Origin of the sequence: Enterococcus sp. DIV0561, from assembly GCF_050539875.1 — a bacterium.
Taxonomy (GTDB): domain Bacteria; phylum Bacillota; class Bacilli; order Lactobacillales; family Enterococcaceae; genus Enterococcus; species Enterococcus faecalis.
In genome coordinates this window covers 1,295,911-1,318,142 of the sequence record NZ_CP172927.1, presented here as the reverse complement: position 1 = coordinate 1,318,142, position 22,232 = coordinate 1,295,911, and the positions used below count along the sequence as shown (strand labels likewise).

Here is a 22,232-nt window from a genome sequence, read left to right as displayed (position 1 = left end):
GTCATGTATTAAGTCTATTATAAGACATCCCTCGTACAAGTCAATTCCTTTTAAAAAAAAGAACGAGAAAAAGAGTCGCTCTTTTTCTCATTCTACCTTATTCATCGGTTTGACGTTTTATTTCTTCAATCTCAATGCGTAATGATTTTCGTTTCTCAATGGCGACATAAACCAAGCCAATCAAAAAGGGTAACACAAAGCTACCAAATCGATACAGTAAAACAGATGCTACAGCATCAACATTGCCGACCAATGGTTTAAACAACAATAAGTAAACAAATTCAAATGGACCAATGCCAGCAGGTGTCGGAATAACTCCTGAAAGAATAACAGCAAAACTGGTAAAGGACATCACTAATAATAAATCAATATTCGGGTGATTTTCTACTAAAACAATGTAAGGAATAATGTACCAAAATAATAATTTAAATACATTCCATGAAAAGATTCGAAGCAACGCTGAGCGATCTTGTGTAATTGTTTGGACAGCCGCCCGCAAGGAATAGATTTGTAAATTACAATTATCCACCCAATCTCTTAGTTTTGGTCGTTTAAACCAACGATTGGCAAACTTAACCAATAAAACTTGCAACTTTAAGCTACTAGATAAAATAAGTAATGCTGCAATTATTACTAATGTTAAAATAACACCTGCTAAAATAAATGGAATCATCTTAGGCGCATTTTCATAAAACAGGGAAAATTGAATAATCAAACCAATAATTGCTAAAAAAATCACGGCTGCTTTGTACATAATCATATGTAATGCCGTTATCCCCACACTTTTAGAAACAGGAATTCCCTTTTTCTTATAAAAATAAATTTCTGAAAGCAAGGTTCCCGTGCCAAATGAAATAATCCGATAAAATGCTACATAACAAGAAGTAAAAAAACCATCCACTGTCGTAAAGTCTTTGTTAAAATAACGAGCTATTTCCTTGATTGAGCGCCCTTCTGCAAATTGATAAACTACACCAAAAAAAATAACAGCAATCAGCACCAGCCAACTTGTTTCCATCAGTTGAGCAAAAATATCACTTAATGAATTATCCATGACATAAAAGATTACGCCTAAAACGATAATCATTAACAACATATTTAAGCCAATTTTTACTTTTCCTTTCATCGCTTCTCCTTTTTTGTTCTTACTTAAACGTTAGATAGATGCAACTAATCATCGCGATTACGCCAATTGAATAACACAATGCAAAAACTGGTTTTTGGGTTTTATGATGAAATTTCTTTTGTCCCATTAGCCCACCTAAACCACCACCGACAAGTCCTATCGTCAATAAGCGGCGTTCTGGAATACGCCAGTTCCCACGTTTTGCTTGTTTTTTATCATAACCCATCATACTAAACAATACTAAATTAATGACGAGGAGATAAATGATTACTATCCACTGAAGCATTCTTTCTGGCCTCCTAACTAGTTACTGTACTAGGATACCTTGTTCTGATTCTAATTGCAAAAAAATTTTCAATGACTCATGAAACTACAACAGGAAAGTAAGCTCTCGGTTGCCCGTTTTCTTACTTTCCTATTGAGTGCCTCATTTATTTTGCATTTAATTCAGCAATTTTAATAATCACATTGGTCGCTTTTTCCATGGCTTGTAATGAAACAAATTCAAAACGGCCATGCATATTTTCGCCACCAGCAAAGATATTTGGTGTTGGAATCCCTAAATAAGAAATTTTTGAGCCATCCGTTCCACCGCGAACAGGTTCAATAATTGGTTGAATTGACAATTCTTCCATTGCTTGTTTAGCAATTTCGATAATGGACATATCTTTTTCAATCACTTCTCGCATATTATAGTATTGATCAAATAAATCAACTTTAATTCGTTCTTCATCAAATGGTGCATTCAATGTTTGCTGAATTTCTTTAATTTTAGCTTTACGTGCTTCAAAAATCTCGCGATTGTGATCGCGAATAATATATGTCATTGTAGCTTCTTCTGGCGTTCCAGCAAACGCTGCTAAATGATAAAAGCCTTCTTCACCTTCTGTTTTTTCTGGAACTTCGTCAGCAGGTAAGGCATTATGGAAATCAATTCCTAATTGTAACGCATTAATCATTGTATTTTTTGCTGTTCCTGGATGAACGTTTTTCCCTTGAATTGTAATTTCTGCTTGCGCCGCATTAAACGTTTCAAATTGTAATTCACCTACTGGTCCGCCATCCATTGTATAAGCAAAATCCACGTTAAATTGAGCGACATCAAATTTGTCGGCACCTACACCAATTTCTTCGTCAGGACCGAAAGCCACACGAATGGTGCCATGTTTAATTTCTGGGTGATTAATTAAATATTCCATGGCTGTCATTATTTCCGCAATACCTGATTTATCATCAGCCCCTAATAAAGTGGTACCATCGGTTGTGATAAGTGTTTCACCACGATAATTTTTTAAGTTAGGAAAGTCTTTCGTATTTAAAGTGAATTTGCCTTCTTTATCTAAAGGAATCGTTGATTCTCCGTCATAGTTCTCAACAATTTGCGGAGAAACATTCACTGCATTAAAATCAGCGGTATCCATATGGGCAATAAAGCCGATTGAACGAACGTCTTTCTCCACGTTACTAGGTAACGTAGCAATTACAAAACCATTTGTTTCGTTATAAATAACATCGCTCATTCCTAATTCTTCTAATTCTTTTTTTAAGGTTTGTGCAAAGGCTACTTGTGTTTGTGTTGATGGTGTCGTTGTGCTTGTTGCATCTGAGCGTGTTTCTGTTTTCACATAGCGTAAAAAACGAGGTAATAAATTTTCATACATAAAAGAACACTCCTTTAATCTTCATTTTTTATTTAAAACGAAATGGGTTGGTATTCGCTTCTGATTCAAAAATGGATACAGCCCACTCATTTTCTTGTTTCCATTGATTCATTAATTCCACAAGTTTTGGCTTACAAAGCGCTTCAATGTAATGACCAGGATCGATGACTGGTAAATCTTCAGCAATCATGTCATGTGCCGTATGATAATACACATCACCAGTAATATAGACATCGGCTTGTTTACGTAATGCATCATGATAGAATTTTTCACCACTTCCACCACAAATGGCTACCCGTTGAATCATTTTAGTATCATCTTTTGCAATGACCCGCAAGCCGTCCAATTGGAAAGCTTCCTTGACTTGCTGTACAAAATCAGAGAATCTCACAGGCTTGTCTAATACTCCAACCCGACCTAAACCAAATTCTTTTGATTGATTTTCAATGGTATAAACATCATACGCCGGTTCTTCATAAGGATGCGCTTGTAACATAGCTGCAAGAACTTGTTCCTGCTTAGTTTCAGGGAAAATCACTTCGATTTTTGCTTCTTGGACGACACTTTCTTGACCAATTTCGCCAATCGTGGGATTTGCTCCTTGTGTTGGTGTAAAACGTCCTGTTCCAATTAAAGAGTAACTTGTTTTAGAATAATCACCTTGAGCTCCAGCGCCAGCTAGACCTAAAGCTTCTCTCATTTGCGGAGCTTCATCAATTGGCACAAAAACGGCTAATTTTTTATAAGGAACAGTATGTGTTTTAGTTAAAAAGGTGGTCTGTTTAATTCCCAATAATTCACAAAACCAATCGTTTAAGCCATTGTCAATAATATCCATATTAGTATGCGCTGCGTAAACAGCAATATCGTGTTTTAATAAATCAGCGTACATTTTTTCTTGAAAATTATCTGTGGTTAATCGCTTAACTGGGCGGAAAATAGGTGGGTGTTTCGCAATAATTAAATCAACCTGCTTCTCAATTGCTTCTGCAACGACCTCAGGACGAACATCTAAGGTAACCATCACATTTTCAATTGGTTTATCTAACGTGCCAATGTGCAAGCCCACAGGATCTCCCGTTTCAGCTAACCACTCGGGACAATAGTCATTGAAGCGTCGAATCAATGTCTTACCGTTCACAGCCATTGGTCAGTACCTCCTCAATTAATTGTTGGTCTTGCTGTAGTTTCGCTTGTTTTTCAATATGTTCTCCACTTGCTCTTGCTAGTTGTGCAAGAACAGTTTTGCGCTGTTTTAATTCTCGTTGCCATTTTTTAGTAAAAACCGGTCCTTGTTTTTTAATTAAAACTGGCCCAAATAGTAATTCTTGGTCCGTATAAGAAACGGATTGCTCTGTTTTTTCGGCTACGATAATTTCATACAATTTACGGTTTTCTTCCACGATTGTTTCATCAATAATACTGTAGTCGTTTACCATTAACCAGCGGCGTAAAGTTGGTTCACCAATATTCGGTTGTAAAACAAGGCGTTCCTTCCCTGTTAAACGATTTTTTTTGCGTCCAGCTTCTAAAATATCTCGGATTAATGTGCCGCCCATTCCACAAATACTAATGACGTCTATTTGATCTTCAGGTTCAATTGCATCTAGCCCGTTCGCTAAACGTACGATAATTTTATCCGTCAAATTGGATTTACTAACTTGAGTTTTGGCAGATTGATAAGGGCCTTCCACCACTTCCCCAGCCACAGCAAAAGACAGTTTATTTTCTAACATTAAAGCAACTGGTAAATAAGCATGGTCTGAACCAATGTCTGCTAAGCGACTTCCTCTAGGGATTAAATCACCAACCGTTGCGAGACGTTTTGATAATTGATTTTCATTCATATTTTTGATTCCTCCGTTGCTTATTATACCATTGTCAATTGAAGATGAAAACTTACACATTCGTGCAATCTACTGTTTTCTCTCCGTAATCACTTATCAAAAAGAACCCCCTTCAAAATCAATTTCATAACTTTGAAGAGGGCTGTCATTATTGCTATAAAGAGCATTCTCCTTATATTAATAATAGGGAAAACATTTTTAATTAGGCCTTTGCCAACCAGTTTTCAACTTCTGCTAAGGCATCCGCAATCCCTGCTGGATTTTTCCCACCAGCTTGAGCCATATCAGGACGACCACCGCCGCCACCGCCAACTTTTGGCGCAATTGCTTTGATTAAGTCACCGGCTTTTAGGCCTTTTCCGTTCATGTCTTTTGTCATAGCCGCTAACAAACTTACTTTTTCATCTTGTGCAGTTGCTAGAACTAGTACATCAGACAATTCTTTTTGTTTCCATTGGTCGGCCAATTGGCGTAATTGACTCATGTCTTTAACATTGACTTGAGCGGCAATATAACGAACACCGTTGACTTCTTTGACATCTTTGAAAATGTCACCAGCTTGTTGGTTCGCTAATTTGCCAGCCAATTGTTCGTTTTCTTTTTGTAGATCACGTAATTGTTGTTGCAATTGCTCTGTTTTCGTAACCACTTCTTTTAATTGAGGTGATTTAACTAATGTAGCAATCTCTTTCAATTGACGTTCTTCTTCTTGTAAAAGTTGATACGCTTCTTTACTCGTCACTGCCTCAATACGGCGTACTCCTGCACCAATCCCAGATTCGGAAACAATTTTGAAAATCCCGATATCTTCTGTATTAGCAACGTGTGTTCCACCACATAATTCGATAGAGTAATCCCCAATATTAACTACACGGACTTCTTTGCCATATTTTTCGCCAAATAACGCCATTGCGCCCATGTTTTTCGCTGTATCAATATCTGTTTCAATTGTGACAACAGGAATAGCTTCCCAGATTTTTTCGTTAACGATGGCTTCCATCCGCGCTAGTTCTTCTGATGTAACTTGCCCAAAATGAGTAAAGTCAAAACGTAGATGTCCTGGTGCCACTAATGAGCCTGCTTGGTTGGCATGCTCCCCTAACACATCTTTTAAAGCACGATGCAATAAATGGGTTGCCGTATGGTTTTTCAAAATACGTGTCCGCATCCGTTCGTCCACTTGCAATTGATAAATTTGGCCTTCAGCTAATGGCGCCAAAACTTCTACTTTGTGTAAAAATTGACCATTTGGTGCTTTTTTCACATCCACCACGTTGGCAACGACTTCCCCTGCGGTATTTTTTACATAGCCGCGGTCAGCAATTTGTCCACCCATTTCAGCATAAAATGGTGTTTCAGCAAAAATTAATTCGGCTGTTCCTGCAGATGCTTCATTTACTAGTGCGTCACCTTGAATAATAACAAATAATTCACTATCATGTGTTAATTCTGTATAGCCAACAAATTTACTTTCTACTTTAATATCTGTTAATAAAGCAGATTGAACACCCATTGAAGTTTCTTTACTGCGGGCAGAACGAGCACGTTCACGCTGTGCTTCCATTTCTGTCTCAAACCCAGCATGATCGACTTTCAAGCCTTCATCTTCTGCAACTTCTTCCGTTAATTCTACCGGGAAGCCAAAAGTATCATAAAGTTTGAAGATAATTTTTCCATCTAATGTATTGCCTTTTGCATCTTTAACTTCTTTAATAACCTCATTTAACATGCTTAAACCTTCATTGATGGTTTCATGGAAACGTTCTTCCTCTGTCCGAACCACTTTTTCGATGAAGTCTTTTTGTTGTAATACTTCTGGATAGTAGCTTACCATGATTTCCCCAACAACAGGCACTAATTTGTATAAAAAGGCTTCATTAATGCCTAATTTTTTCCCGTGCATTACCGCACGACGTAATAAACGACGTAACACATAGCCACGACCTTCATTTGAAGGAAGCGCACCATCACCAATTGCAAAGGATAAAGCACGAATATGGTCAGCAATCACTTTAAAGGAAACATCCGTTTGTGGTGCATCTCCATATTTCACGTTGGTTCCTAAAGCTTCTACCGCATGAATGATTGGCATAAATAAATCAGTTTCAAAATTTGTTGGTGCATCTTGAATGATAGAAACAACACGTTCCAAGCCCATGCCCGTATCAATGTTTTTATGTGGTAATGGTTCATACGTATCTTCTGGTGTATGGTTAAATTCAGAGAACACTAAGTTCCAAATTTCTAAATAGCGTTCATTTTCGCCACCAGGATAATTTTCTGGATCATCTTCTGGAATATCTAAAAATTCTTCGCCGCGATCATAAAAGATTTCCGTATCCGGACCACTTGGACCAGCACCGATATCCCAGAAGTTATCTTCTACATCAATAATATGGTCTTCAGATAAACCAACTTCATCACGCCAAATGCGTTTTGCTTCTGTATCTTTCGGATAAACAGTCACATATAATTTTTCTGGGTCAAAAGCAAGCCATTCAGCACCAGTTAAAAATTCCCAGGCCCAGTGAATCGCTTCATTTTTAAAATAATCTCCAATTGAGAAGTTCCCTAACATTTCAAACATTGTATGATGACGAGCCGTTTTCCCAACATTCTCAATATCATTTGTACGAATAGATTTTTGAGCATTCGTAATTCTTGGATTTTCTGGCACAACAGAGCCATCAAAATATTTTTTCAAGGTTGCAACACCAGAGTTAATCCATAATAATGTTGGATCGTTTACTGGTACTAAAGAAGCGCTTGGTTCTACTGAATGTCCTTTAGACTTAAAGAAGTCTAAATACATTTGGCGAACTTGACTACTTGTTAATTCTTTCATTGATTTTCCTACTTTCTATTAATAATTAACTATTTATATTTTGTACCCTCTTAAGTGGCAGATTGTGAACACAAAAAACACCATTGCAGTCAAGGACGATTGCTCGCGGTACCACCTTGATTGCAATGATGTTGGATCATTACCTCTTAAGCTCTATAACGCAGAGTCGCGTTGATATTTCTATCAAGTCCATCTAAAGGGAGCAAGTAAATTTATCTGATGCCCTTCTCTCAGCAATGAACGGCTTTCTGTGATCCAAATAAGATTCCTCATATCCTTTAGCTTATAGTCCAAAGTATAAGAAAAATCTACCGAAAAGTCAATTGTTTTCGTAGGAATCTTTCCTTACTAAGCTGTTTCAAACAACGTTTGCTCTAAATAAGGCAAAATTTTTTCATTTATTTGATACCCTTTTCCCCAAGAGGTCGTAATAATCTCTTCATTCATACCTGCATCACTAAATTTTTGTTTCACTCGTTTACATACAAAAGACAGCTGCGATTTTGTAGAAGCATCTGGTTCTTTCTGCCAAAGCAAGCGACAAATTTGATCACGATCCAACCCTTCGTGGGCATGCTGATACAAGATTTTTAAAAAGCGTTGCTCGTTTTTTGTAAAGCGAATCTTTTTTACTTGGTCATCAAGTAGCTCGGCTGTTGCTTCGGCAAAACTTTGATCCACCGTGTCAATTTTTTCACGAATCTCTTCCAATGAATCTTTGAGGCCCAACCACCGGATAATGCCTCTTTCCTGCCAAATCTCCGCTTCACGTTTGTTACACATCGATTGTGAACGTCGATAAATCGGCTTCTCTAATGATGAAAGACTTCCTAATAATCTCAAGCAATCGTTCTGAGAAAGTGTTTCGCTTAACACAATTGCATCAAAATAATTAAAAAAAGTTAACTCGTGTTCTACAGTTTCTTCAAAGCAGTTTGTACAAAAGACTTCATAATTTAAATATTGTAATTGCTGCTGAAATGTTTGCTCAACTAAAATGTTCTTTGTTAATACCAAAATCCTTCTCATTTTTTCTTTCCTCCTAGAACTTCTTTCTGTTACCCATAACTAAACGCACCGATCAAAATACGTTACCAAATCGCGTGTTTCCTCCAGCGATTGATTAATAAATACCTTTTTATCTTCATCTCTCTTCGCTCCTTTATTCTTTATTTTAGTGGTTATTTATATTATATTAGAAAATGCATTTTTTTGTGTGTGAAATTTTTTTATCCTCCGTAAAAAAAAATGAATTTCCTTTAATATCAACTAATAAAGCCGATTTTTTTACAAAAAAAAGGCCGAAACTTCCTACTTTTTGCTAAAACATGCCAAAAAATCTGTAATTTTATCATTTTTTTCTTGAGAAAACATCAAAATGTTGGTTCTAAACACTAACATTTTGATGTTTTTAACAAAAATCTTTACAATTAATCGGTAAATTTCTCTACTTTTAGCAATAGTCACTTTAAAAAAAGAGTTATTTTAAAAGTGACTTAAATATTTATCATATAAAAAAGTAAGGGACGAGAATCTTAAAGATTCTCGTCCCTTACTTTAAATAATCCACAACGTTTTTAGTTAGAAGAATTCTTTTTTGCTTTTCTAGCAGAACGATCTTTCTGACGACGTTCAATTTTACGTTTTTTCTTATTGCTGTCTTCAATTGCCCAATTAATTTTTTTCTTGTATCCTGGTTTAATTTTTTTCTTTTTCTTTTTCACTAAACCAATTAACGTTGGGTCTAATTCTTCTCGAGATTTTTCTCGTTTTGTTCGACGGTTGCGATCATACGTCTCTACAATCTCACCATTTTTAATTTCTTTTGGTTTGAAAGAAACACCTAACTGCTCAATCTGAGTAATCGCTTCATCATCTGCTGGTGAATATAATGTTATGGCAGTTCCATTCAATCCATTACGTCCTGTGCGGCCAACCCGATGAATAAAGAAGTCCAATTCATGTGGAACTTCTGCATTGATGACATGTGAAACCCCTTCAATATCAATCCCACGTGCGGCTAAATCAGTAGCTACCACATATTGGTAGTCAAGATTTTGAACTTGACGCATCACACGTTTTCTTTCGCGTGGTGTGATGTCTCCATGAATTTTGGCAACTTTTAGGCCCTGATCTTTTAAGTAATCGGTGATTTCATCAACTCTTTGTTTAGTATTTGCAAAAACAATCGCTAAATAAGGATGCCCGATAGTCAATAATTGATAAATTATTTGATTGCTGTTTTTTCCTTTGGTGGAAATCAACCAATTGTCAATTGTTTCTGAAATAACTGCTTTTGGTTTGATATGTTCAATCACTGGATTTTCTAAATATTTTTTTAAAAATGGTCGTAATTTTTCTGGAATGGTTGCAGAAAAAACGAGCATTTGTAATTTTTCTGGCAAACGACCTGCAATTTGATCGACTTCTGCTAAAAAGCCCATATCTAATGTCATGTCTGCTTCATCGACAACAAAGGCAAAAGCCGTATGCACTTTCAAAGCTTGTTCATTCATCATATCTAAAATCCGCCCTGGTGTACCAATCACCACATGAGGTTGCTGATGCTTTAATTTAGTTAATTGACGTTGTTTATCTGTTCCGCCAACAAAATTTGATACGCGAATTTCTGGTTGACTGAAACGAGCCAGTTGCTGCGCTTCTTGATAAATTTGATTGGCTAATTCACGACTAGGCGCAGTAATCACAATTTGCACTTCGTCGATAGTTGGCTTAACTTTATCCATTAATGGAAGTAAAAAAGTATGCGTCTTTCCACTTCCTGTTTGCGATTGTCCAATGACACTTTTCCCTTTCTTAATGATTGGGATTAATTTTTCTTGGACTTCTGTTGGTTCTTCAAACCCTTTTTCTGCGAGTGCTTCGTTGATAAAAGGTTGAAATTGAAATTGTTTAAATGAAGGCACTTGCCTCACCTCTTCTCGTTAAATTCTTTATGCACTTTGGCATTATAACACAAAAACAACTTTTACTCACCTGCTGATTCCTTTGTTTTCGCAACTTCTAATGTACTGACTGTATAAGTATGGCTGGCTTTTTCATAAAACAAACGCCGTTTTTTACGAATCAAGGTTAACAAAACGTTGATCAAAAATAGTAAATATAAAATTAAACAGAACAAATACAGAAGCAATGACACCATTTGCAACATCCGATTAGAAGAATTCAATAAATCAGCGGCATTAGCTAGATAAATACTAATTAAGCCATATACAAAATACAAATAACCGTAGCGAACAAACAAAGCTTTTAAACGAATTTTTTCATGTCCTGTTTCAACCACCCGAATGCGCACAACTTTTTTCCCTAACGTTTGACCATTTGTCAGTTTCATCATGACGATAAAGACCGCAAACACCATGATAAAGAACCACATCCGATCTGAAAAAAACGGATAATTGGTTGCCAAATTTTTATAAGCTGGAATGAAATTTAGTCCAAAAACGAGCAGGCCTTGCACAAAGCCAATCACCAACCAATCAATCCCCCATGCAAAGAAACGTCTTAACAGGCTAACTGTCTGCCCTTTTTCATAAGAGGTGGCATCAATTTCTTCTCTTGTTGGCAATAAAAAGGTAAAGAGTGGCGTCAACCAATAACCGACCATGCCTCCGACGGTATTATTAATTAAATCATTGACATCCGCCAGGCGATACGAACGTGGATAAATAAAATAAAGGCCAGATAACTGTGTTAATTCAAAAAATAATGACAATAAAAAACTTGCAAGAACTGTTTTTAAAAATGAACATTTGAAATAATACCGTAAATACACACCAAAAGGTAAAACTAATAAAACATTAAACAGTGGTTCTAAAACGGCATGCTGTTTTAATGCTGGCAAATACGTACTAGGATCTTTGATCGAAAAAACAGTTTCGTTTAAAATACCTGAAATAAAATGAAAAGGCCGCAGTTCCATTGTTGGTCCTGTGTATTGAGCCACTTCTGCTCGAGATGGCAACGGTAAAATCACCAAGAAATAGGCACATAATAAATAAAAAACAAATGAATACAAAATCATTGCTCGTGTCCAAACAAAGGAACCATATTTGCGGTATTCATAGATTAATAATGCCCCAGAAATAAAAAATGCTAGAAACGGGAAAATAATGATTGCCCATTTAATTGGTTCGCTATATACTGCCATAAAAATCCCTCCAAGATAAACAATTTCAAGTATGAATGCCTCAATAACACTATACTTGTTTCTAGAAAAATGTACCAACAATAAATTTTATTTTGCAAATCCTCTTCTTTGCAGTATCATTAAGAAAAAGGAGGACGTTCTCATGTTACAGCCATATTTTGCGTTTGGAGTGCCGCTATTTTTACTTGTGCTCTACTTACTCTTTGCACTGATTCACCGTCAAACAACGATTCATTATTTACGGTTTATTTTGTTACTTATTTCAACATTTCTCATGGTTTTTAGTTTCCAAGTATTGCAAGAATCATGGACCATCAACCCTGAAACGTTAAAAGATGCCGCTTATTCTCCGCAATGGTTATGGATTCCTTTAGGTATCGGGTTAATCCTCACACTTTACAACGCTTGGCACGGCCTTCGTACAATGATAAAATACAAGACCGATAAACATTAGTAAGAGTCTAGGACGATGGTTGTGTCCTAGACTCTTACTGTCTCATCATTCAAATGAAATTTAATTTTTCTTAACAAACTCTGATTTTAACTTCATTGGACCAAAGCCATCTACCTTACAGTCGATGTTATGATCGCCTTCCACTAAACGAATGTTTTTCACTTTTGTGCCTTGTTTAATTGCGCCACTGGCACCTTTAACTTTCAAATCTTTGATTACAGTAACACTGTCACCATCCGCTAAAAGATTGCCATTTGAATCCTTAACTACTAAGCCTTCTTCTGCAACTTCTTCCGTTGGTGACCATTCATGACCGCATTCTGGACAAATAAATAATCCGCGATCTTCATAGGCATATGCCGACCCACATTCAGGGCAGTTTGGTAATTGCTCTGTCATTAACGTTCTCCTTTGTAAAAAATAATTCTTTTTCATTTTACCTTATTTTCTAGTGAATGAAAAGTAGTCCTAATGATTTATCAACAACCGATAACTACTTTCTAATTACTTATTTATTTTTGAGCCCACTCTTGGCAAGCTGCCTGGATTTCTTGGTAAATCACTTCAATTTCAGCTGTATCACGGGCATTAGCGCCACTTGCCAAAGGATGGCCGCCGCCATGATGTTTTTTAGCAATTGTATTAATGATTGGTCCTTTGGAACGTAACCGAACGCGATAATAACCTTCTGGCTGTTCAACAAAGATTGCCCATGAGAGAACATCTTCAATTTTTCCTGGCATTGAAACAATGGCTGCCGTTTCAGAATCGACAATATCATAACTGTTTAAAATACTTTGTGGTAAAATGACACGAGCAGCGCCATTTGCATCGATTTCTAAATTTTGATAAATATAACCCGCTAATTTAGCAACCTTTAAAGGCATTTGGTCTAACTCACGATTTAAGTCTGCGGCATTAAAGTTAAACGTACGCAATTGCGCAGCAACAGCGAGTGTATGCGCCGAAGTAGAAGGATAAAGAAAACGTCCTGTATCCCCCACAATCCCAGCATACAATAAACGAGCTGCATTATCTGTCATCGTTAATTCTGCTAAATGCTGTTGCCAAAAATCAACAATAATTTCACTACAACTACTTGCATTTGTATTCACCCAAACTAAATCTCCATAAGGTTCATCATTCGGATGATGATCGATTTTAATTAATTGATCGCCTAAAGAAAAACGCGCATCACTAACTCGTGGAGCATTTGCAGTATCTGTTACAATGACTAATGCACCTCGATAGACATCGTCAGTAATAACGTCCATTTCAGCTAAAAACTCTAAACCTTCCACTGGTCCGCCTACTTGATAAATATTTTTTTCAGGAAAGCTCGCTCTTAAGAGTTCTGCTAACCCAACCTGTGAGCCAATCGCATCTGGGTCGGGCCTTTGATGTCTATGAATAATAATTGTTTCATATTGTTTAATTGCTGCCATAATTTCTTTTACTACGTCCATTCTTTGTAGCCTCCTACGTTCTCTCCATCACTTGGCAAACAACAATTGCTTTTGCCACAATGACATTTTCTAAATAAACTTCAATATCTAATTTTGCAGAGCGACGACCAATTTCTAAAATCCGTGGACGAATGTCCAATTCACTTTCCAACTGGATTAGCCGCAAATAATGTAGATTCACTTGTTCAATTAGTACATTTCTTTTTTGATTCATCAACATTGTTCGTTGTGTCACGTTAGAAATAATTTCACTTAGGACACCGAACGAGATGGTACCAACACTGTTAACCATTTGGGGCGCAACCGAAAAACGAAAACGGGTTGTTTCTTTGCCATTTTCTTCAACAGGCATCACTTCCCCGGAAATTTGATCTGAAATTGTATCTGCAATTTGTGGTTGTCGTTGCACCAATTGCATGGCTTTCATCACATCTTGGCGAGAAACAATCCCAACAAGCGCTAAATCATCTTCCACCACCGGCATGACTTCTAGACCATCCCAAATCATTTGATGACTGACACTCGCTACACTCATCATCTTTTTCACAACATTGGGATCCTTGGTCATGACTTTATCCACGGTTAAATGTTCACTTTTACCAATGACATCTTTGGCTGTGACAATCCCCACTAAACGTAATTTCTTATTTACTACTGGGAAACGAGAATGATGGGTACTTTCAGATAATGCCTGATAATCTGCAATCGTTTGAGTTGTCAACAAATAATTGGTTTTTTCAAGCGCTGTATAAATATCACTGACGAGTAAAATGTCTTTTTTAATCAGCTGATCACTTAAAGCACGGTTAATCATAGTAGCCACAGTAAATGTATCATATGTGGTTCTCAAGACAGGCATACCCAGACGATCTGCTAACTGCGCAATCTCTTCAGATGTTTCAAATCCACCTGTAATTAAAACGGCTGCCCCATTTTCTAAAGCAAGCTTTTGCACGCCTTGGCGGTTACCAACAATCATTAAGGATCCGGGAGTAATATATCGCGTCATCGCGGTTTCTGTCATCGCACCAATTACAAATTTATTAAGGACTTTGTCTAGACCAGAGCTACCGCCTAACACATCCCCTTCAATAATCCGGACCACTTCACCAAATGTTAATTTTTCAATATGTTTTTTTAACTTCCGCTCAATTCGTATCGTACCAACACGTTGAATGGTGGAAACAAGCCCAATATTTTCTGCATCTTTGATGGCCCGATACGCTGTTCCTTCACTAACACTTAAACTTTTGGCAATGCTTCGAACAGAGATTCGATCGCCAATCGGTAATTCTTCAATATGTTTTAAAATTTGATCATGTTTCGTCGCCATAATTTCCTCCTAAACTAGGATCGTCTCTCCTGGGTTTAATACTTTCCCGCCAACTACTTGCTCTACGAATATTGCTGGATTTTGTTGGATAACAGGAAAGGTATTGTAATGAATTGGAATGGTTATTTTGGGATTTAAGTAAGAGACTGCTTGTAGCGCATCCTCTGGTCCCATCGTGTAATTATCGCCAATTGGTAAGAACGCTACATCAATGGATTTGTCTTTTGCAAAAAGGCGCATATCTGAAAACAACGCCGTATCACCAGCGTGATAAATTTTTTTATCTTCTGCTTCTAAAATAATCCCACTTGCTTCGCCCATGTAGGTCATTACGCCGTCTATTTCATAACCGGAACTATGCAAAGCTGGCACAAATTTAACCGAACCAAAAGGAAAGACATAACGCCCACCTAGATTCATTCCATGCGCTTTTACCCCTTGCGACTGCGCATACGTAGCCACTTCAGCTATCGCAATAATTGTTGCCTTGTTGGCTTGAGCAATTGCTAGCATATCGCCAATATGATCGCTGTGTCCGTGAGTGATTAAGATGTAATCAGGGTGTAAGTCTGCAAGTGAAACGTCCGTTAAAGGGTTTCCATTAATAAAAGGATCAAATAAAAGATTCGTGCCGTCGTTTAGACGAATTTCAATACATGAATGTCCATGTCCTATCAGTTCCATTTGTATTCCTCCTACGGTATTTTCTACACAATCTTATGATAATTAATCGTCAAATTCATTTTTAAAAGTAGTACAGTTTAGTACAGTTTACTTTCTTTATTGTAACAGAGAATTAGAAATATACAATCGCATTTGCTTATTTTCTTAGCTAATAAAGAAACAGACGAGAAAAATCATGAATCTTTCTCGTCTGTTTCTTTTTACTTATTTGGTTGTTTTCCGAAAACGTAAAATCGTTAATATAAAGGCCGCCACACATAATAGAAAGGCGACAAAAAAGGTTTCACGCATTCCCACAATAAATATATCTGGGCGATTAGCCAGATACGTGGTTACTCGTTCACCATAGGCTTCGCTCATGCCACGATATAAAATGGTCGTTGACAACGCAATCCCAATGACCATTCCTAAGTTTCTAGCAAAAGAATTCATACTTCCTGCTACACCTAAATCTTGCTTTTCAACACTGCTCATAACCATTGTATTGTTTGGAGACTGGAAAAGTGCATTTCCCAATCCCATAATGGCTGTTGCAATCACATAATACCAGATGGGGGAATTCATATCTAAAAACATATACATTAACGACGTACAGCACAAAAGCAACAATCCGCCAAACGTTAAAATACCTGGGCCAATCTTATCCGTCAAATAGCCACTCAGAGGAGCCCCAACCACCATCAATAACGGAAATACCATCATTAATAGACCAGCATAACTAGCACTTAGTTTGCGTGCATCCTGCAAATAAAATGGAATGACAACATTTACAAAAAAGTTTGAGGCAAAAATTAAAACGGCAGACAATAAACTTAAAGTAAAAATTTTGTTTTTAAAAATTGCGAACTTAATAAGTGGGCTTTTTCTTTTTCGTTCAACCATTATAAATAATCCTAATGCGATTACTGCAATAATGAACAATAAATAGGATTGTAACGAGCCAAACCCGCTCTCTTGTCCGAGGAAAATCCCGCCGAAGAACGTCATAATCGCAATCGCAATACAAGCAAATCCTGGAAAATCGATTTTTTCTTTTGTTTTTGTAATATCTTTTGGTAGAAACTTTTCGCCAATTAAAATTGTAACTAGCCCCACAGGAACATTAATCCAAAAAATATACGACCAAGAAAAGTTTGATAAGATCAATCCACCAATCCCAGGACCAGCAATCGCGCCTAAAGAGACAAAGGCACCTACTGCACCAAGCGCCCGCCCTCTTTCGTTTAAAGGGAATACTTCCGTAATAATTCCTGAATTGGTCGCCATGGTCATGCTAGCACCAATACTTTGAACGACTCGCGCAAATAATAGAAAGCTCAGCGATTGATTAAAGCCACAAAGTAACGAACCAATCGTAAAAATAACCGTGCCAATTCGATAAACTTTTATTTTTCCAAAACTGTCGCCAATTTTTCCAAATAATAATAAACAAGCACAGACAACCATTAAATAAATAGATACGACCCATTCCGCTTGATTCATGGGTACGGACATTTCTTTTGAAATAGTCGGTAAAGCAATATTTACAATGCTGGAATCTAATGTAGACATGAAGGTAAACATAGCCACAGAAACTAAGATCCACCAACGATTTTTCTGCACTTCAGAATCCTCTTGGTAACTTTTAATTTTCTCCATTGATTCATCCCCTCTCGCTCCAAAACAGTTTACTTACTAATAATAACTCTATTTCTTCTTTTTTTCATCGGAAATTTTCTAAAAAATCACTCATGAGATGTTCACCTTCTTATTACACGCTCACAATTGACAACCATTCGCTTTTACGCTAATTTAAAATTAGCAAACGGAAAACGCAAGGAGGACTTGAAATGACCTTAATTTCTCGCATTAAACAACTAGCTCAGTCAAAGCAATTAACCCTCGCCCAATTAGAAAGAAACGTCGGCATTTCCAATGGACAAATTCGTCGTTGGGATACCTCTTCGCCTAAAGTAGAGAATCTTTTAAAAATAGCAGACTATTTTTCTGTTTCCTTGGACTATTTAATGGGCCGCACCCAACAAACAGAGATTAATCATCAGGCACCTATGACAAGCACACAAAAAGAGTTACATATTCACATTACTACGGAAGAGTTAACAGAAGAAGAAATTACTCAGTTAGAGGAAGAAGCAAATCGTTTCTTGCGGTTCCGTAAATTTGAAATGACAAATTCTTAAGTAATACGACAGTCAGCGGCTCTGTGTTGTTTGTACTTATTAATTTATTCGACAACTAGCGTATTCATTGTATAATAAACCAAATAAATGCCAGAAGGAGTCACCTTCTGGCATTTATTTGGTTTATCTTCTTTATTTATCCTTAATTATAAAATAATCGATTCACCATACTCGATAATTTTGTCTAAACTTGTGTTCAATCGTAAACCAATTAGAATTATTCGTTGTTCCCAAATACGTCCATCCATTCGCAGAATAACCATTACGCACATTGATTTTCCCATAAACATATCCATGTAAATTTGGCGCCCAGTTCCCTGTTGCTCGAGTTTGATATTGATGGAAATACCTCACGACCCAACCAACATAAGCTCTGTTTCTTGAGTTAACAGATTGACTACCAATTTCGTTTTGCAATTCAACTAACGCATCATTTTGAATGACTTCTTCTGCCTCTACTGGTGAATTAAACACCAAACTAACACCCAACAAATTTGTTAGAACACAACCATACATAACTTTCTTTTCTATTGTTTCTACTCCTAACATAATATATACTTTCACTATTTATAATTTATACCATCAAATAATCATTCGAAAAACAACCTTTCTCTTTCTTTAATTTAATGTTAACATAATCTATATAACTAATTTCTAATAAAAGGAGGGAAAAATTGAATAATTCAATAGAAATAACCAAGATCTGCGTAGCATTGAACAATAAAAACATCTTGAATAACTTGTCGCTTACATTAAATACGGGATCAATCACATGTATTGTTGCCCCAAATGGTACAGGAAAAACGACTTTTTTTAAATCAATCGTCCAACTTATCCCGCTCGAATCTGGTGAAGTAATAGTTGACAAAACATCAATCAAAAACAGAACTGACTACAATAAAAAAATCTTTTTCATAGAATCCGCGAATCAATTATTTGCAAATCTTACCGTTTACGAGAATATGCAAGTAGCGGCCAAGTTATGGAAACATGATGCTAATTTTGAATCAATCATTAACTTAGTCGGTGTTAACACGTACATAAACAAAAAAATTAAACACCTTTCTGCAGGTATGAAGCAAAAAGCCTTGCTCTCAGTCGCCATCGCTAGTGGTGCGTCTTTTCTGATTTTTGATGAGCCATTAAATGGTCTCGATATTGAAAATGTTGAGTACCTAGCAACCGTCTTTCTTACTTTAAAAGAGCAAGGAAAAACATTACTTTTGTCATCTTATAATATTTTCGAAATAAGCAAGCTTTGTGATGCAATTTATTTTTTAGATAGCGGTATTCTGAAATCAGCGTCACTAGACTATCTACAATTAAAAGAAGAATACTACGAACTATATGCAACGAAAGGTCGTGCCTAAATGATAAAATTTGAACTAATTAAAATTTTTCGAGAGAAAACCACTTATTTTCTGTTTGCATTATTCGTTCTCGTTATTAGCGTTCCTTTTTTTCTAGGAAATGCCAATTTTAATTATGTAAAATATTACGAAGATAATTACTATGCCGGCATAACAACGATTGAAAGTATCAAAGATGACCCAACTGCAACAAAAATCGTTGAAGACATCAAGGAAACAAATGGTTATTTAAAAAAACTCATTGATTCTCTAAAGAAAGGAGATCAAAAAGCGATTGTTGAAAATGAGTATAACTTGGAAAAAAAAACGCTAGAAGGAATTCTAGATGGTAGTTTGCAAGCTAGATCAATTAGTGAACAAAAAAGTATAGTGGCCGTACTGGAGTATTTAAAAAACAATGGGCTAAATAAAACGAGTGATAATCCAAAAAAGATGGGCGTGATCCAATATCTAAATTTGGTTTTTTCTTCTCCTCAATTAATGCAAATTATTTTAATTCTGGTTAGTTTCCAGATTGCTTATTTATTTAATTTAGACTATAAAAAACATAATTTCATTTGGTATTGTGTTTCTCCTAACTCTTATGTACGAACATATTACACCAAACTTTTTGCCATTGTTTTGTCGCTCTTTGCAAACCTACTCAGCGCATTTCTCCTTGTACTTGCATTTGTCTTTCTGAAAAATGGACTGGGTGTGTTTAATTACCCGATTGCCACCAGTTCGAAAAATACGGAAGTCAATTTGATAGCAACAGGTGACTTTGTCGTTAAAACAATCTTCTTTTTTATATTATTTCTAGCATTTCTAGCATTGTTAAGTTTAGTATTCAGCATTCTAACAAGTAATTTAATTCTAAATCTCTCTGTTTTAATTATTCCATTAGTGATCGGACAATACGATGTACTCAATACGTTACTTAACGAGAACTTAAAACCTTACATTCTCTTAAGCTACTTGGATATGCCTCATATTCTATTAGGTGGTGACATTATGAGACCTTTGCGAAATCCATTGTTAACCTATCAAAACGGTATCTTAATAACTCTTCTCACCATTCTCGTACTTGTCATAACCTCTCTAACTATCTTGCTCTGTCCTTCTCAAAAGTTGATAGCAAAAAAAACTAGAACCTAAACAAAAAAAACCACCACGACCGTCGTCTGTGGTGGAAATGAAGGTTGTTATTTACTCTTGGTAGGAGTAAGTATGAAAAAACCAATTCGGGATAATTGGCATAACGTAAGTATAGTAGTTTGTGCCTTTTTTATCATGAGTTTCAGCTATATTTTTTATAAAACTTTTATTAGAACACCATTAACAGTCCTTTATTTAGATTCTTTAAAGCGTTTTCTTTTATTGAACATATTGTTTTAAACATTCGATTTCCTGTGCTACACTTACTTTTAGAAGGGGGATTTTATTATGGCAAATCAAAAAAAAGATAGCTTATCAACATTATTTTCTGAAGAAGTTCATGGACCGTTTGTTACTTTCTTGTTTAACACCCATGTCGCTCATCAAAACGTAGAAAAAGATTCGCTTGTTTTGAAAAATTTTGCAAAAGCGGCAAAAACACGCTTTGAAAAAAAATTTCCTGAGGAAAAATGGGCTGTTTTTCAAGAAAAAATTGACGCACTTCTAGCTGATGCTTCCTTCTGGCGCAACGGCACAGCAAGTGTTTCAATCATCTTATCTCCAGAGAACACCTTTGTTCAACGATTAGATGTGCCCGTTGACGATCAATATTACGTGGACACGATTCCTTATTTACTTGGACTAGTCAAAGACAAACAATTTAACTACCATTATTACCTACTTGCTCTAAATCGCGATTCAATGAAACTTTACAAGGTCGATCATACGACTGTGACTCCTGTTGAATTGCCTAAAGATGCACCAACAGACGTGGTCACAGCTTTAGGTGATGAATTAACGGGGGGTAATTTAAACTTTTCAACTCAAGGTAGTTCTAACGGTTCTAAAGAAGGTGTCGCTTATCATAGCATCAATACTAAAGATAAAGAAGTTGAAATTGATTGGGTGAACTACTATCAAGCAGTCGATACTTTCTTAAAAGATCAACTGGATAATCCTGAAAAATTACCGCTTTATCTTTATGCTTTACCAGAAAACCAAACACTCTTTAAAAAGATTGCTAAAAACCCTTATTATGATTGCTCAATTTCAGTTGCTGCTTCACCTGCACAAGCAACCATTCAAGATATCCGCAGCGCTAGTGAAAAAATAGCTGCAGAGTTAACAGAAAAAGAAACAGCTTCTTATAACAAATTACTAGATCGTAAATTCTTAGATCAATTTACAGATATTTCGCCAGCGGCAGCTGACGGCAAAATTTCCCATCTTTTTATTGCAACGTCACTCTTTGTTACTGAAAACAATGAAATGTCATCTGAAGAGTACGATCGTCGCAAACTTTTAAACACTATTGCTTATCAAGTCATTCAAAACGGCGGTCAAGTTTTTGTTTTAGACCAAAAAGCTGCACCAGATGAAAAATCTTTAGCGGCTATCCTCCGTTATTAAAAACAGGCAAAAAGCCCATTGTAAGAAAGCGCCTTACAATGGGCTTTTTTTCTGAGACTTATTGAAACAGCACTATAACAGCCTTATCTTCACTTTCTAGTTTTTAAAAAACATCCGATAAAAAAGAAAATAAGGTTATCGCTATACAAAAACCAGTTAGTATGCTATAGTAATAGATGTAGTTTTTGTTCGGTAATATGGGTAGCTGTTTCAAATAAACATCTTCCACATTTTTCACCTTTCAAGTAATTGCAAAATATGAATGTGTTATAACACACATCTAGGAGGATATTTATTATGGAAACAGGTACAGTAAAATGGTTTAACTCAGACAAAGGCTTTGGCTTCATCACTGCAGAAAACGGAAACGATGTATTCGTACATTTCTCAGCTATCCAAGGTGACGGCTTCAAAACTTTAGAAGAAGGTCAAGCAGTAACTTTCGAAATCGAAGAAGGTCAACGTGGCCCTCAAGCAACTAACGTTACTAAAGCTTAATTAAACAATACTGACTCAAAAACCTGACGTTAATCGTCAGGTTTTTTTTA

The 22,232-nt window shown here is 36.3% G+C and carries 21 protein-coding genes; 6 read left to right on the top strand and 15 right to left on the bottom strand.

What is annotated here, in order from left to right; translation table 11 throughout:
* Positions 1-97: 97 nt before the first annotated feature.
* The 9 genes from IGM13_RS06415 to IGM13_RS06375 form a co-directional block, all read right to left on the bottom strand.
* Positions 98-1,126 carry a lysylphosphatidylglycerol synthase transmembrane domain-containing protein gene (locus IGM13_RS06415; RefSeq protein WP_002360426.1) on the bottom strand — a complete coding sequence of 343 codons (1,029 nt, stop codon included), beginning with the start codon at positions 1,124-1,126 and terminating at the stop codon, positions 98-100.
* 19 nt (positions 1,127-1,145) lie between these two features.
* A complete protein-coding gene (locus IGM13_RS06410) occupies positions 1,146-1,412 on the bottom strand; it encodes a DUF1294 domain-containing protein (protein ID WP_002384578.1) in 267 nt (88 codons plus the stop codon).
* Between the two features lie 145 nt (positions 1,413-1,557).
* A complete protein-coding gene (pepT, locus tag IGM13_RS06405) occupies positions 1,558-2,787 on the bottom strand; it encodes a peptidase T (protein ID WP_002419768.1) in 1,230 nt (409 codons plus the stop codon).
* A gap of 28 nt (positions 2,788-2,815) precedes the next feature.
* Positions 2,816-3,934: a Nif3-like dinuclear metal center hexameric protein gene (locus tag IGM13_RS06400; protein ID WP_002413840.1), complete on the bottom strand. Its 1,119-nt coding sequence runs from the start codon at positions 3,932-3,934 to the stop codon at positions 2,816-2,818.
* Positions 3,918-4,634, bottom strand: a complete 717-nt coding sequence (locus tag IGM13_RS06395) for a tRNA (adenine(22)-N(1))-methyltransferase (RefSeq protein ID WP_010827370.1) — start codon at positions 4,632-4,634, stop codon at positions 3,918-3,920. The genes IGM13_RS06400 and IGM13_RS06395 overlap by 17 nt, the downstream gene beginning before the upstream one ends.
* Positions 4,635-4,836: 202 nt before the next feature.
* Entirely contained in the window at positions 4,837-7,479 is a 2,643-nt protein-coding gene (gene alaS / locus IGM13_RS06390) for an alanine--tRNA ligase (protein ID WP_002419770.1), read from the bottom strand.
* A gap of 348 nt (positions 7,480-7,827) precedes the next feature.
* Positions 7,828-8,508: a helix-turn-helix domain-containing protein gene (locus IGM13_RS06385; protein ID WP_002389199.1), complete on the bottom strand. Its 681-nt coding sequence runs from the start codon at positions 8,506-8,508 to the stop codon at positions 7,828-7,830.
* 548 nt (positions 8,509-9,056) lie between these two features.
* A complete protein-coding gene (locus tag IGM13_RS06380; RefSeq protein ID WP_002419772.1) occupies positions 9,057-10,415 on the bottom strand; it encodes a DEAD/DEAH box helicase in 1,359 nt (452 codons plus the stop codon).
* A gap of 53 nt (positions 10,416-10,468) precedes the next feature.
* Positions 10,469-11,650: a VanZ family protein gene (locus IGM13_RS06375; protein WP_002419773.1), complete on the bottom strand. Its 1,182-nt coding sequence runs from the start codon at positions 11,648-11,650 to the stop codon at positions 10,469-10,471.
* Positions 11,651-11,705: 55 nt separating this feature from the next.
* Between IGM13_RS06375 and IGM13_RS06370 the strand changes: the two genes are divergently transcribed.
* Positions 11,706-12,104, top strand: coding sequence for a hypothetical protein (locus IGM13_RS06370; protein ID WP_025187065.1), 399 nt, complete (start codon positions 11,706-11,708; stop codon positions 12,102-12,104).
* A 60-nt stretch (positions 12,105-12,164) separates the two neighbouring features.
* Here IGM13_RS06370 and IGM13_RS06365 read toward each other — a convergent pair whose 3' ends face one another.
* The 5 genes from IGM13_RS06365 to IGM13_RS06345 all read right to left on the bottom strand — a co-directional run bounded on the left by IGM13_RS06365 (position 12,165) and on the right by IGM13_RS06345 (position 17,225).
* Positions 12,165-12,503, bottom strand: a complete 339-nt coding sequence (locus IGM13_RS06365) for a zinc ribbon domain-containing protein YjdM (RefSeq protein ID WP_002357741.1) — start codon at positions 12,501-12,503, stop codon at positions 12,165-12,167.
* Positions 12,504-12,616: 113 nt separating this feature from the next.
* Complete coding sequence (locus tag IGM13_RS06360; protein ID WP_002419776.1) at positions 12,617-13,570, bottom strand: DHH family phosphoesterase; 954 nt, start codon at positions 13,568-13,570, stop codon at positions 12,617-12,619.
* 13 nt (positions 13,571-13,583) lie between these two features.
* A complete protein-coding gene (locus tag IGM13_RS06355; protein ID WP_002357743.1) occupies positions 13,584-14,903 on the bottom strand; it encodes a DRTGG domain-containing protein in 1,320 nt (439 codons plus the stop codon).
* Positions 14,904-14,912: 9 nt separating this feature from the next.
* Positions 14,913-15,587, bottom strand: coding sequence for a metal-dependent hydrolase (locus IGM13_RS06350; protein WP_002419777.1), 675 nt, complete (start codon positions 15,585-15,587; stop codon positions 14,913-14,915).
* A 204-nt stretch (positions 15,588-15,791) separates the two neighbouring features.
* Positions 15,792-17,225, bottom strand: coding sequence for an MFS transporter (locus tag IGM13_RS06345; protein WP_002369482.1), 1,434 nt, complete (start codon positions 17,223-17,225; stop codon positions 15,792-15,794).
* Positions 17,226-17,416: 191 nt separating this feature from the next.
* On the opposite strand from IGM13_RS06345, the gene IGM13_RS06340 reads away from it, so the two are divergent.
* Positions 17,417-17,767, top strand: coding sequence for a helix-turn-helix domain-containing protein (locus IGM13_RS06340; RefSeq protein ID WP_002357747.1), 351 nt, complete (start codon positions 17,417-17,419; stop codon positions 17,765-17,767).
* Between the two features lie 162 nt (positions 17,768-17,929).
* Here IGM13_RS06340 and IGM13_RS06335 read toward each other — a convergent pair whose 3' ends face one another.
* Entirely contained in the window at positions 17,930-18,316 is a 387-nt protein-coding gene (locus tag IGM13_RS06335) for a hypothetical protein (RefSeq protein WP_002419778.1), read from the bottom strand.
* A gap of 125 nt (positions 18,317-18,441) precedes the next feature.
* Here IGM13_RS06335 and IGM13_RS06330 point away from each other — a divergent pair, with 125 nt between their 5' ends.
* The 4 genes from IGM13_RS06330 to IGM13_RS06315 all read left to right on the top strand — a co-directional run bounded on the left by IGM13_RS06330 (position 18,442) and on the right by IGM13_RS06315 (position 22,182).
* Complete coding sequence (locus IGM13_RS06330) at positions 18,442-19,137, top strand: ABC transporter ATP-binding protein (protein ID WP_025188653.1); 696 nt, start codon at positions 18,442-18,444, stop codon at positions 19,135-19,137.
* The gene (locus IGM13_RS06325) at positions 19,138-20,274 is read left to right on the top strand and encodes a hypothetical protein (RefSeq protein WP_002419780.1); all 1,137 of its coding nucleotides are present in this window, start codon (positions 19,138-19,140) and stop codon (positions 20,272-20,274) included.
* 288 nt (positions 20,275-20,562) lie between these two features.
* The gene (locus IGM13_RS06320) at positions 20,563-21,684 is read left to right on the top strand and encodes a hypothetical protein (protein ID WP_002357749.1); all 1,122 of its coding nucleotides are present in this window, start codon (positions 20,563-20,565) and stop codon (positions 21,682-21,684) included.
* A gap of 297 nt (positions 21,685-21,981) precedes the next feature.
* Positions 21,982-22,182, top strand: a complete 201-nt coding sequence (locus IGM13_RS06315; RefSeq protein WP_002357750.1) for a cold-shock protein — start codon at positions 21,982-21,984, stop codon at positions 22,180-22,182.
* Positions 22,183-22,232: the final 50 nt, after the last annotated feature.